Annotated in this window: 10 protein-coding genes; 8 read left to right on the top strand and 2 right to left on the bottom strand. The window is 68.9% G+C overall.

The features are described from left to right. The first annotated feature begins 11 nt into the window (after positions 1-11). The 3 genes from AMO33_RS22190 to AMO33_RS22170 all read left to right on the top strand — a co-directional run bounded on the left by AMO33_RS22190 (position 12) and on the right by AMO33_RS22170 (position 4,478). The gene (locus tag AMO33_RS22190; protein WP_205317793.1) at positions 12-1,202 is read left to right on the top strand and encodes a cytochrome P450 family protein; all 1,191 of its coding nucleotides are present in this window, start codon (positions 12-14) and stop codon (positions 1,200-1,202) included. 906 nt (positions 1,203-2,108) lie between these two features. Continuing rightward, positions 2,109-3,271 (top strand): IS3 family transposase gene (locus AMO33_RS22175; protein WP_098087181.1). Its coding sequence is split into 2 segments (ribosomal slippage): positions 2,109-2,393 and positions 2,396-3,271, totalling 1,161 coding nucleotides; the frame shifts between segments, so codons are not numbered across the junction. A 232-nt stretch (positions 3,272-3,503) separates the two neighbouring features. Beyond that, on the top strand, positions 3,504-4,478 hold the full coding sequence (locus AMO33_RS22170) for a hypothetical protein (protein ID WP_060594113.1): 975 nt from the start codon (positions 3,504-3,506) through the stop codon (positions 4,476-4,478). Here the strand turns inward: AMO33_RS22170 and AMO33_RS30605 are convergent. Continuing rightward, positions 4,444-5,220, bottom strand: a complete 777-nt coding sequence (locus tag AMO33_RS30605) for a 2'-5' RNA ligase family protein (protein WP_159005598.1) — start codon at positions 5,218-5,220, stop codon at positions 4,444-4,446. The two genes, AMO33_RS22170 and AMO33_RS30605, sit on opposite strands and share 35 nt — an antisense overlap. Positions 5,221-5,471: 251 nt before the next feature. Here AMO33_RS30605 and AMO33_RS22165 point away from each other — a divergent pair, with 251 nt between their 5' ends. Beyond that, positions 5,472-5,993, top strand: a complete 522-nt coding sequence (locus AMO33_RS22165; protein WP_011211846.1) for an OsmC family protein — start codon at positions 5,472-5,474, stop codon at positions 5,991-5,993. Positions 5,994-6,152: 159 nt separating this feature from the next. Next, entirely contained in the window at positions 6,153-8,411 is a 2,259-nt protein-coding gene (locus AMO33_RS22160; RefSeq protein WP_060594112.1) for an MMPL family transporter, read from the top strand. 9 nt (positions 8,412-8,420) lie between these two features. Here the strand turns inward: AMO33_RS22160 and AMO33_RS22155 are convergent, their stop codons facing one another. Continuing rightward, entirely contained in the window at positions 8,421-9,062 is a 642-nt protein-coding gene (locus AMO33_RS22155) for a TetR/AcrR family transcriptional regulator (RefSeq protein WP_060594111.1), read from the bottom strand. 77 nt (positions 9,063-9,139) lie between these two features. Between AMO33_RS22155 and AMO33_RS22150 the strand changes: the two genes are divergently transcribed. The 3 genes from AMO33_RS22150 to AMO33_RS22140 all read left to right on the top strand — a co-directional run bounded on the left by AMO33_RS22150 (position 9,140) and on the right by AMO33_RS22140 (position 12,461). Beyond that, positions 9,140-9,610, top strand: a complete 471-nt coding sequence (locus tag AMO33_RS22150; RefSeq protein WP_060595098.1) for a VOC family protein — start codon at positions 9,140-9,142, stop codon at positions 9,608-9,610. Between the two features lie 220 nt (positions 9,611-9,830). Further along, a complete protein-coding gene (gene thiC / locus AMO33_RS22145; protein WP_060594110.1) occupies positions 9,831-11,474 on the top strand; it encodes a phosphomethylpyrimidine synthase ThiC in 1,644 nt (547 codons plus the stop codon). Between the two features lie 192 nt (positions 11,475-11,666). Then, entirely contained in the window at positions 11,667-12,461 is a 795-nt protein-coding gene (locus tag AMO33_RS22140) for a thioesterase family protein (RefSeq protein ID WP_011211851.1), read from the top strand. Positions 12,462-12,466: the final 5 nt, after the last annotated feature.

Genomic DNA, 12,466 nt, shown 5'->3' with positions numbered 1-12,466 from the left:
TCATCGACCCGATGATCACCGACCTGGCCGGGGAGACCAGCCGCTTGCGCGCGGCCGGCCCGCTCACCAGGATCGACCTGCTCGGCGTTCCCGCCCTCGCCGTCACCGGTCACACGCTGGCCAGGCAGCTGCTCGCCGACACCAGGCTGGTCAAGGACATCAACGCCTGGTCGCTGTGGCAGTCCGGCACGGTGACCAGGCAGTGGCCGCTGATCGGCATGATCGACGTGGACCGCTCGATGTTCACCGTGGACGGCCCGGAACACCGCCGCCTGCGCATCAAGACCACCCAGGCGCTGACCCGGCGCCGCCTCGACGCGCTGAAGCCGACCATCGAACGTTACGTCGCCGAGCTGCTCGACGACCTCGAGCGCGCGGGCGCCGACGGCGCGGTGGTGGATCTGAAATCGGTGTTCGCCTACCCGCTGCCGATGCGGGTGATCAGCGCGCTGATGGGGGTGCCGAGCGAGGACCAGCAACAGCTGCTCACCTGGTACAAGGCGTTCTTCTCGATCCTCACCCCGCAGGACGAGCGGCTGCGGGTGATCGACGAGATGCACGGATACTTCACCGAGATGGTGCGTCGCAAGACCGCCGAACCCGGCGACGACCTCACCTCCGCACTCATCTACGCCACCGACGGGGAGACGCCGCTCACCGAGGAGGAGGTGATCGGCAATCTCCAGGCGCTCGTCGCCGCGGGCCACGAAACCACCGTGAGCCTGATCCTGACCGCGGTGCGCGCGCTGCTGTCGCATCCCGAGCAGCTGCGGCTGGTCCGTGACGGCGAGATCGGCTGGGAGACCGCCATCGAAGAGACCCTGCGCTGGGACGGGCCCGTCATCCATCTGCTGATGCGCTTCGCCACCGAGGACATCGACCTCGGCGACGCCGTGATCCCGCGCGGCGAGGGCGTGGTCATGTCCTACCGCGCGATCGGCCGCGACACCACCGTGCACGGTGCCGACGCCGACGACTTCGACATCACCCGCGCCACCGCCGCCCGGCACATCTCCTTCGGCCACGGCCCGCACATCTGCCCCGGCGCCGCCCTGGCCCGCCTGGAAGCCGCCATCGCCCTCCCCGCCCTGTTCACCCGCTTCCCCCACCTCCACCCCGCCCTCCCCCTCGACCAGATCCCCAACCTCCCCGTCCTCACCCAGAACGACCTGTCCCACTTCCCCATCCACCTGGGCAGGTGAGGTGCCGCTCTGGATCGGGAGACGCACGGCGCTCAATCCGGTCGCCCCGGACCAGGTGGGTCGTCGTAGTCCGACGGCCAGAAGATCATGGCCAGCACCACCCCGAGTGGTAAGCCCACCACAAACGCCAGACCGAGCTGAGCCATGCTCATCGCCGGACTCGGGCGATCGGCGACCACCGCGGGAACGACTCTCGCGGGGTTGCGCATTCGACGTCGGCCACCGCCATGATTCGGTCCAGCGTCAGTGCGTCGACGTGCCCGGTCGACGGAAGCAACACGGCGTCGACCCCCGCCGACTCGACCTGTTCGGCCAGGCCGAGGACCGATGTGGGATCGGCCCACCGCAATCGGAAACCAAGTCGCCGCGCCAACCGACGGACCTGAGCGGCATCCCATTCCGGTGTCGGTGACGACGGATCGATCCATCCGACCGCGAGCATCTGCAGTCCTCCATCACAGTACGAGTGGGAGCACCTGGCAGCGAGGGCTTTCGCCACCGGCCCGCCGCCCTCGGCGAGCGGGTGCGTCATGCGCTCGTCACACGTCGTCGCTCGCTACCAGGTGCTGCCTTTACCTTGCCGCCCAAAACTTTTGGCGCATATGGCCGCACGTTGGCGTGGTGTTGGCGTACCGTTGTCGCTGTCGGCTCGAATCGCTTCGTCTCGGGTGGGGGAATGGTCAGAGGTCGCGAGTGGACCGGATTCGAGGCTGCGGCACTGCAAGAGGCAATGCGCAGGTCGGTCCGCGAGTTCGCGGCCCTGTTGGGCGTGGAGACGACCACGGTCGCACACTGGCGGGCCAATCTGGGTGCCGTTACTCCGCGGGGACGCACCCAAGGGGGCTGCTGCAGGGGTAGGTGACACCTGATGTGGCTTGCCTTCGGGTGGGCTGGAAGGATGTCGCTGTGCCCAAGCCTTATCCCCGCGAGTTCCGTGACGATGTCGTCCGGGTGGCTCGCAACCGTGATGACGGGGTGACGTTGGAGCAGGTCGCCGCGGATTTCGGGATCCACCCGATGACGCTGTCGAAATGGATGCGGCAAACCGATGTCGACGATGGTGTGAAACCGGGCATGACCTCAAGCGAGGCGGCGGAGCTTCGGGAAGCCAGGCGCCGGATTCGGCTGCTGGAGCAGGAGAACGAGGTTCTCAAACGAGCCGCCGCCTATTTTGCGCAGGCGAATCTGCCGGGAAAATGACCTACCCGCTCGTCCGTGAGCTGGCCGACGACGGGATTCCCGTCGCGGTGACGTGCCGGGTGTTGGGGCTGGCCCGCCAGCCCTACTACCGGTGGCTCGCCGAACCGGTTACGACTGCCGAACTCGACGAGGCGTATCGAGCGAACGCGCTGTTCGATGCTCACCGTGACGATCCGGAGTTCGGGTACCGGTTTCTCGCTGACGAGGCTCGGGCCGCGGGCGAGCCGATGGCCGATCGCACCGCGTGGCGGATCTGCTCGGCACGAGGTTGGTGGAGCGTGTTCGGCAAGAAGCGCGGCGGGAAGGGCAGACCGGGCCCGCCGGTGCACGAGGACCTGGTCCGCCGCAACTTCACCGCCGATGCCCCGAACCAGCTGTGGCTATCGGACATTTCCGAACATTGGACCGGTGAGGGCAAGCTCTACATCTGCGCAGTGAAGGACGTGTTCTCCAACCGGATCGTCGGGTATTCCATCGACTCCCGCATGAAGTCGGTGCTTGCGGTCCGGGCACTCAACAATGCTGTCGCCCGGCGCGGCGACGTTGCCGGATGTGTGCTTCACAGCGACCGCGGGTCGCAATTTCGAAGCCGGAAGTTCGTGCACGCCTTGACTCGTCACGGCATGACAGGGTCGATGGGCAGGGTAGGCGCGGCCGGTGACAACGCCGCGATGGAAAGCTTCTTCGCGCTCTTGCAGCGCAACGTCCTGGACCGCCGATCCTGGTCCACGCGTGAGGAGTTGCGCATCGCGATCGTCACCTGGATCGAACGCACCTACCACCGGCGGCGCCGGCAGACCGGCCTCGGGCGTTTGACGCCCGTCGAATACGAAGTAATCATGACCCCACCGGCCAGTCAGGCCGCGTGACCGAACCTGTCACCGAATCCTGCATCAGTCCCAAGCGATCCTCGACACCGCCTACGAGCAGCGAGCGACTCCTGCGGATCGCAGCCGGTTCGAGCAGATCGTGGCGGAGGGCGAGAATGTGTGGCGGGCTCGCCACGGGCAGGCGGAACGACAGCGTGAAAGGGACGCCACATCACCAGCGGTAGCGAGTGACGGCATAGCGCTCGACGACCCGTCCGAACTCATTCGGCGGATGCACCGTATCGAATCCCTCCACCTCGATGACACCGTGCTCGAGGCCGTCGACCTCGCGCTCTCGAATCTTCTCGACCGGTACGAACACGAGGGACCCGTCCGCCTGTTACCCGGCGTACATGCCCTGCGACGGGAGGTCGACCGACTGGTGGAGTCCTGCCACAAACCAGCACAATTGCAACGGCTGTATCGGATCAGCGGTCAGTTGGCCGGCATCCTCGGCTACATGTCGGTCAATTGCGGCCGCTTCCATCATTCGGAGTTGTACAGCCGGGAAGCCCTCGGCCTCGCCGACTTCCTCGGGGACATCGAGCTGAAGGCGTGGGTCCGGGGCACGCAGAGCTTCTGCGCCTATTACAAGGGCGATTTCCGCAAGGCTGCCGCACTGGCTGCCGAGGGCATCGCGCTGCTGCCGGACGGCGGACAGGCCATCCGGCTGTACACGAACGGCCTGGCCCGAGCACTCGGAAAACTGGGCGATGTACTCGGGGTGGAACGGGCTATCGAGTCGGCCGTCGCACTGACTTCCTCGGTCGAAACGCCGTCCGGCCTGACGCCGGCGATGTCGTTCGATACCTACGGAGACGCTCGATGGAAGGCCAACGCGGCGACGGCCTACCTTTCCGCCGGGCTGTACGACAAATCACTCGCTTACGGTCGACAAGTCGAGGTGCTGGTCGAATCGTCCGAGTCGGCGTGGAGCCGGGCACTCGTGCGGTTGGACATGGCCACCGCTCTTGTGCGTCGCCGCCCCCGAGATGTCGAACGTGCCGTCGCGCTCGGCGAGGAGGCACTCGAAGTCTCGCGGGCGCGTCCGATCCGGTCCGTGTGGCAACGCGCGCATGAATTGGGTGAGGCGGTGACCGCGGTCGACCGCAGAAGAGGGCGCAGCTATCTGGAAGCGCTCCGAGAGTGGCCGGCCGGCGATACGGTCGCTGTCACCGGCGGCGGTTCGACGACCCGAGAGATATGACCGCGCGGTCCTGCCACCGATACCGACGGCCTTCCCGCCACAATCGCACCAATCTCACCTGACCCACCGTCACGGTTACGGGCGGAGCACTCCGCAACTCGGCGATCGAGCGAACCATCGGCCCTGCGTCGCGGCGGCGATTGTGGTAGGCAATGCCCACGTGGGGGCGGAATCGGGAAGTAGGAGCGGGCGCTGCTTCCGGGCGGCAGGTGATGGTGGTCTCCCGCAGTAGGCAATGAAGCTCGGTCAACCGATTCCACGGTGCGACCGAGAAGCGAATGGCACTCGGCGATCCGGTCAGCGGCCCGACATCGAGCGAGATGGGTGCCGAATCGGCGAGCGCTGCCTCGGCAGCTGCCACGATCCGGGCCACATCCGTCTCGGTCAGCTCGTCGGTAGATCCGACCTTCAGTACCGTCATGTGTAGACCGTCCGAGGGCACCGGATCCAGACACGTGGTATCCAAATTCGACCGGCACCACTCAGCCAGTGCTGCGAGCGGTTCTTCATCGAAGGTCAGATACCAATAGAAGGCGGAATATCCGGTTGCCCAGGCTTTGAGGCTCCAGTGATCCTCGAGCGTAGTGAGGTTCGAAAAGGCCTGCCAATCATTGGCTCGAATGGCGGCGGGGTCGGTGAGTGACGCCGGTGGTTCCGGTGGGAACGGGCGCTCGGGCGCGCCGTCTTCCCGATTCGGCTCATCCCGATTCGGCTCATCCCGATTCGGCTCATCGGCGGTCATTCGCATTCCGGGGGCGCCGAGCCGACAAGTCACGGTGCGAGTCTAGCGTCCGTCTCCGGACGGTACCCGAATCCTGATCGCCTCCGGGTGGGCCGGGTGGGCAGTTTCCCTCAGCGCGAATCGAATTCGAATGTGCAGGTCAGCGCCTTGACCTAGGGGTCACGCGGCGTGGCGGACCGGGTGCGCCGACCTACGCTCGACGCACCGATTCGGGGAATCGACCCGTCCGCCCTCGCCCAAGGAGTTCGCCGATGACCACGTCCACGTCCGCGCTCGGCGCGGTGATCGCCGCCAACCGGGATGCGGTGGAGTCCGATCCCGCCAAGGCCGCCGTCGTGTTCCGCGCCGAGGCCACCGCGCACGACGCGGTCGCCAGTTCGGTGGCGCTGCGCAACTTCCGGGTGGAGGTGGACGAGCCGCCTGCGCTCGGCGGCGCCGACACCGCGGCCAATCCGGTGGAGTACTACCTGGCCTCGCTGCTGTCCTGCCAGGTGGTGACCTGGCGGGTGTGGGCCGAGAAGCTGGGTATCGCGGTCGAGGAGATCCGTGCCGCGGCCGAGGGTGATCTGGACGTGCGCGGCTTCTTCGGCTTCGACGACGCCGTGCGGCCGGGGTTCGGCGAGGTGCGGGTGACCGTGGAGATCACCGGACCGGAATCGCGGGAGCGCTACCTCGAGCTCCAGGAGGCCGTCGACGCGCACTGCCCCGTCCTCGACCTCACCCGCAACACCACCCCGGTGCGAACCACCCTGGTGACCCCCGACCGCGGGTAGCCGCGGAGCGCCTTGTGCGGCAGCCACTTCCCACGCGGAGTGATCTGCATCACTCAGGTCTTCAGAGGTGGTCAGCATCACGGCCGCAGCGGATTCTGTTCGGACGACCGTCCGGTTTACCGTTCGAGAATCATTCCTTCGGACGGGGAGTTCGCGTCGATGTTGACCACCCTCGCTCGGTTCGCGACGACGCGTCCCCGTGTCGTGATCGCGGCCGCGCTGCTGCTCATGCTGGTCTGCGGCGCGTTCGGGGCGAGCGCGTCCTCGCACATGAAGTCGGGTGGCTTCGTCACCTCCGAGCTCGAATCGGTGCGGGCCGCGGACTACATCTCCCAGCACTTCCCCGGCGGTGCGCCCAACTACATCCTGTTGATCACCGCCGAGGACGGTGTCGACAGTCCGGCCGCGCGGGCGGCCGCCGAGCGCGCGGTCGCGCAACTCGGTGAGCATCCCGAGGTCAGCGGAATCCAGTCCTACTGGTCCACCCGGCCCGATCTGGCGAACGCGTTGCGCGGCAAGGACGGACGCAGCGGGCTGGTGGTCGCCGAGATCGCCGGGGACGACTCGGAACTGACCGAGCGGGCGGCCCGCATCAGCGACCAGGTGCAGACCGATGCCGACGGCGTGACGGTCCGGGCGGGCGGACTCGGTGCGGCCTTCGCCGACATGAACACCCAGATCAGCAAGGACCTGATCGTCGCGGAGGCGATCGCGATCCCGCTCACCGGTCTGCTGCTGGTGCTGGTGTTCGGCAGCGTGGTCGCCGCGGCCATGCCGGTGGCGATCGGGTTGTTCGCGGTGGTGGCCGCGCTGGGCATCCTGCGCGCGCTCACCGCCGTCACCGACGTGTCGATCTACGCGCTGAACATGACCACCGCGTTGGGCCTGGCGCTGGCCATCGACTACAGCCTGTTCGTCGTCAGCCGCTATCGCGAGGAACTGGCGCGGGGGCTCGCACCCGCCGCGGCGGTGGTGCGCGCGGTGCAGACCGCCGGACGAACGGTGATCTACTCGGCCCTGGTGGTGGCGCTGTCGCTGGCCGCGCTGGCGGTGTTCCCGCAGTACTTCTTCAAGTCCTTCGCCTACGCGGGTGTCGCGGTGGTGCTGGCCGCCGCGGCCGCGGCGGTGATCGTGCTGCCCGCGCTGCTGATGCTGCTGGGCGCGCGCATCAACGCCTGGGATCTGCGGCCGGTGCTGCGCAGGCTGCTGCGCCGTCCCGCACCACAGGCCGTGCAGGCCGAACACAGCCGCTGGTACCGCTGGGTGGTGGCGGTCATGCGGCGCGCGGCGCCGATCGCGGTGGTCACCACCGTGGTGCTGCTGCTGCTCGGCTCGCCGTTCCTTGGCGCGCAGTTCGGCTACCCCGACGACCGCGCGTTGCAGGCCGCGCCGAGCAGGCAGGTCGGTGACGAACTGCGCGCGAACTTCGCCGCCGACCTGGGCACGAGCACATTCGTGGTGCTCCCGGAATTCCGCGGCGAGGAGGCCGCGCTCGCCGGCTACGCCGCCGCACTGTCCACGGTGCCCGACGTGCCCGCGGTGCTGTCGGGGGCGGGCGTGTACCTCAACGGCTCGAAGGTCGCCGCACCGCCGCCGGGCATGGTCGGCGAGGCGGGCGCGCTGGTATCGGTCGGCACCCGGCTCGACCCGTACTCGAGCGAAGGCAAGGCGCAGCTGGCGCGGCTGCGCGAGGTGCCCGCACCCGGCCCGACCCTGTTCGGCGGGCCCGCCGCGCTCAACCGGGATTCGGTGGCCGCGATCGCCGAGCGGCTGCCCGCGGCGGGAATCCTCATCGCCGTGACGACGCTGATCCTGCTGTTCCTGTTCACCGGCAGCCTGCTGCTCCCGGTGAAGGCGCTGGCGCTGAACATGCTGTCGCTGGCGGCGACCTTCGGCGCGATGGTGTGGGTGTTCCAGGAGGGGCACCTGAGCGGGCTGCTCGGCTTCACCCCGACCGGCAAGCTGGACCTGGCGATGCCGATCCTGATGTTCGCCATCGCCTTCGGCGCCTCGATGGACTACGAGGTGTTCCTGCTGTCCCGGATCCGGGAGGAATGGCTGGCGGGGCCGAAAACCGCCGCGGGGAACACGCACGCGGTGGCGCTCGGCGTGGCCCGCACCGGGCGCATCTTCACCGCCGCGGCGCTGCTGATGAGCATCGTGTTCTTCGCGGTCGCCACCTCCGGGGTGACGGCGATGAAGCTGTTCGGCATCGGTTGCGCGCTGGCTGTGCTCAGCGACGCCACCGTCATCCGCGCGCTGCTCGCCCCGGCGCTGATGCGGGTGCTCGGCACCGTCAACTGGTGGGCGCCCAAGCCGCTGGCCGCCCTGCACGCGCGCTTCGGGCTCACCGAGCAGGAAGCTCCCGCGCCACACGACCCGGCCGTCGACCGCGAGCCCGTCGCGCTGCGCAAGTGAGCGCCGTATTCAGCGGCGGTGGACGCGCCCGGTGTACACCACGCCGACGAACTCGGTGAGGTCGTCGACGAGCGCCTGCGCGTCGGCCCCGGACTCCTCGCGGTGCCGGGTCCAGTCCGCGACCAGCTCGAACATCCCGCCGATGGTGGCCATCGCGACCGCGAAGCGCCGCCGCGCCGCCCGCTCCCCCGCCTCGGGTTCGGGCGGCCACTGGGTGTCCAGGAACGCCGCCGCCCACCGCCGGTGCACCCGCCGCTGGCGCCGCACCGCGGGCGAGACCTCCGCGGGTTCCCCGAACGCCACCCTCGCCAGCCGCGGGTCCTCCGCGAGCGCGCCGACGAAGGCGGCGACCACCACCGCGCCCCGTTCGGTGAAGTGCCGGTCGGCGTAGCGGAGGGCGGCCGTGCTCACCCGGTCCCTGATCCTGGCCGCGGCCGATTCGAGCAACACCAGGTAGCAGTCGGCGGTACCGTCGAAGGCGGCGTCGAACAGCTCCGGCGCCACCCCGGCGCGCCCGCAGATCTGCGCCGCGGTGGTGCGTGAATACCCCTGATCGGCAAACAGTTCCGTGGCCGCATCGAGCAGTGCGCGGCGATCGTCGGCGGCGATCGATTCCGTGGCGGGCGGGGCGGGCGCTTCCTCACGGGTCACGGAAACCGACAATAGCGATGAGTTCCGCCGCGCCGCGCAGTCCGTACTACGAGCACACCCGACGGCAGGAGCACACCATGCAGAAGATCGTCACGAATCTCTGGTTCGACACCCAGGCCGAGGAGGCGGCCGAGTTCTACTGTTCGCTGTTCCCCGATTCGCGCATCACCGAGATCCGCCGCTTCACCGAATCGGGCATGCGGGAAGCGGGCACCGTGATGACCGTGGACTTCGAACTCGACGGCCAGCGCTTCACCGCCATCAACGGCGGCGGCGAGTACCACTACACCCACGCGATGTCGCTGCTGGTGAACTGCGAGAGCCAGGCGGAGGTGGACCGGTTGTGGTCGGCACTGCTGGCCGACGGCGGCAAGGAGATCGATTGCGGTTGGCTCAACGACCGCTACGGCGTGCCGTGGCAGATCTGGCCCGCCGAGGCCGACGCCCTGCTCACCGGCGACCCGGCGGCCGTCGATCGCGCGACCAAGGCGATGCTCGGCATGAAGAAGATCGACCTCGACGCCATGCGCGACGCCTATAACGGCTGACCGAGGACGCTTTCGGCGGGCGACACGGCCCGCCGCCGCACTCGTGCTCCCGATCCCCGGGCGCGTCGGTGGCGGTGGCGGGTATGGTCGGGCGCGGACAACTTCATCGCCAACGGGGGCTCGCACCAGCGGGCTGAGAGGACGGCTAGCCCATTCGGGCGGTCAGGGCCGTCGACCGTATGAACCTGACCGGGTAATGCCGGCGTAGGGAGGAACAACCATGGCATCCGCCGATCGCGTCACCGCACCCGTCGACACCGTCACCACCGGCCCCATCGAGGGCAGCGTCAAGCACTACCGCGAGGTGGACGGGCTCCGAATCCCGGTGCGGCGCATCAATCTCACCAACGGCGAGACCTTCGACGTGTACGACACCTCGGGCCCGTACACCGACGAGAACGCCACCATCGACCTGGAGGCCGGTCTGCCCAAGCTGCGCGACAGCTGGGACAAGCCGACCGTCGAGGGCCCGCGCACCCAGCTCGCCTGGGCCCGCGCCGGCATCGTCACCCCGGAGATGCGCTTCATCGCCGCCCGCGAGGGCGTCGAACCGGAACTGGTGCGCGCGGAGGTGGCGGCCGGTCGTGCCGTCATCCCGGCCAACCACAACCATCCCGAACTCGAGCCGACCATCATCGGCAAGAAGTTCCTGGTGAAGATCAACGCCAACATCGGCAACTCGGCGGTCTCCTCTTCGATCGCCGAGGAGGTGGAGAAGATGGTGTGGGCCACCCGCTGGGGCGCCGACACCATCATGGACCTGTCCACCGGCAAGAACATCCACGAGACCCGCGAGTGGATCCTGCGCAACTCGCCGGTGCCGGTCGGCACCGTGCCGATCTACCAGGCGCTGGAGAAGGTCAACGGCGATCCGGCCGCGCTCACCTGGGAGATCTACCGCGACACCGTGATCGAGCAGGCCGAGCAGGGCGTGGACTACATGACCGTGCACGCGGGCGTGCTGCTGCGCTACGTGCCGTTGACCGCCAAGCGCGTCACCGGCATCGTCTCGCGTGGCGGCTCGATCATGGCGGCCTGGTGCCTGGCGCACCATCGGGAGTCGTTCCTGTACACCCATTTCGAGGAACTGTGCGAGATCCTGGCCCGCTACGACGTCACCTTCTCCCTCGGCGACGGACTGCGGCCCGGCTCCATCGCCGACGCCAACGACGAGGCGCAGTTCGCCGAGCTGCGCACCCTCGGTGAACTCACCAAGATCGCGAAATCCCATGGCGTGCAGGTGATGATCGAAGGCCCCGGCCATGTGCCGATGCACAAGATCGTGGAGAACGTGCGGCTCGAGGAGGAGCTGTGCGAGGAGGCGCCGTTCTACACCCTCGGCCCGCTGGCCACCGACATCGCCCCCGCCTACGACCACATCACCTCGGCCATCGGCGCCGCGATCATCGCCCAGGCGGGCACCGCGATGCTCTGCTACGTCACCCCCAAGGAGCATCTGGGCCTGCCCAACCGCGACGACGTGAAGACCGGCGTGATCACCTACAAGATCGCCGCGCACGCCGCCGACCTGGCCAAGGGCCACCCGCACGCCCAGCAGCGCGACGACGCGCTGTCCAAGGCGCGCTTCGAGTTCCGCTGGCGCGACCAGTTCGCGCTCTCGCTCGATCCCGACACCGCGCGCGAGTACCACGACGAGACGATGCCCGCCGAGCCCGCCAAGACCGCGCACTTCTGCTCGATGTGCGGCCCGAAGTTCTGCTCGATGCGCATCTCCGCCGACGTCCGCGAGTACGCCGAGGCCAACAACCTCACCGACGTCGCGGCCATCGAGGCCGGCATGGCCGCCAAGTCCGCCGAGTTCGCCGAATCCGGCGGCAAGGTCTACCTGCCCGTCGTGTCCTGACCGGTGCCGCGGCTCGGCTCCCCCGCCGGGCCGCTCACCCGAACACGGCGTCGATCACGCGCCGCGCCCTGGTCGGTCAGCGGGTCAGGGTGACCGGCCTCGGCCGGGGCGCGGCGGCGGCGGTGGCAGAATCCTTCCCGTAGGAACTATCCGCGACCGGCGACGCCGCCGGCCCGATGGACGGGATCGACCGTGAACGACGCCTTCTATCTGCCGGACCCGGACCGGCCCGACCGGTATCTCTCGACCGAGCTGACCCGCGGCCCGTGGTCCCCGGACGCCCAGCACGCGGGCCCGCCCTCGGCGTTGCTCGGGCACGCGATCGAACGGTGCGAGCCGCGCGAGGGCTTCCAGGTGGGCCGGGTGGCGGTCGAGATCCTGGGGCCGGTGCCGCTGGCCCCGCTCACCGTCGAGACCCGCGTCGCCCGGCCCGGTCGCAGTGTCGAACTCGTGGAGGCGACGCTGTCCGCCGACCGCGGGCCGGTGATGAAGGCGAACGCGTGGCGGTTCCGGCGCGCCGAGCCGGAACTCGAACTGCCCGAACAGTTCCAGCCCACCGGTACCCGGCCCGGGCCCGAGACGGCCCCGCCGCCCGCGCCGTTCCCCGCCACCCAGCCGGTCGGCTTCCACACCGCCATCGAATACCGTTTCATCTCCGGCTCGTTCACCGAACCAGGCCCCGCCGTGTGCTGGATCCGGCTGAAGTACCCGATCGTCGCGGGCACCACCCCGAGCGCGCTGGAGCGCACCCTGGCCGCGGCGGATTCGGGCAACGGCGTGAGCGCGGTGCTGGACTGGTCGCGGTTCCTGTTCATCAACACCGACCTCACCGTCACCCTGCACCGCCAGCCGGTCGGCGAGTGGGTGTGCCTCGACGCCGTCACCCATCCGCAGCCCAGCGGTCTCGGCATGGCCGAGTCGGCGCTGTTCGACGAGAAGGGCCCGCTCGGACGCAGCACCCAGACCCTGTTCCTCGCCCCGCGTTAGCGGCG

This window comes from Nocardia farcinica (genome assembly GCF_001182745.1).
GTDB lineage: Bacteria > Actinomycetota > Actinomycetes > Mycobacteriales > Mycobacteriaceae > Nocardia > Nocardia farcinica.
The sequence above is the reverse complement of the archived record's forward strand: the minus strand, read 5'-3'. Positions and strand labels throughout refer to the sequence as shown.

Excerpts from the sequence above, each read along its gene's own strand:
- AMO33_RS22150 (WP_060595098.1), top strand. The coding sequence starts at position 9,140 with ATGCAGAAGATCGTCACGAATCTCTGGTTCGACACCCAGGCCGAGGAG.
- AMO33_RS22165 (WP_011211846.1), top strand. The coding sequence starts at position 5,472 with ATGACCACGTCCACGTCCGCGCTCGGCGCGGTGATCGCCGCCAACCGG.
- AMO33_RS30605 (WP_159005598.1), bottom strand. The coding sequence starts at position 5,220 with ATGACCGCCGATGAGCCGAATCGGGATGAGCCGAATCGGGATGAGCCG.
- thiC (WP_060594110.1), top strand. The coding sequence starts at position 9,831 with ATGGCATCCGCCGATCGCGTCACCGCACCCGTCGACACCGTCACCACC.
- AMO33_RS22170 (WP_060594113.1), top strand. The coding sequence starts at position 3,504 with ATGCACCGTATCGAATCCCTCCACCTCGATGACACCGTGCTCGAGGCC.
- AMO33_RS22160 (WP_060594112.1), top strand. The coding sequence starts at position 6,153 with ATGTTGACCACCCTCGCTCGGTTCGCGACGACGCGTCCCCGTGTCGTG.
- AMO33_RS22190 (WP_205317793.1), top strand. The coding sequence starts at position 12 with ATGATCACCGACCTGGCCGGGGAGACCAGCCGCTTGCGCGCGGCCGGC.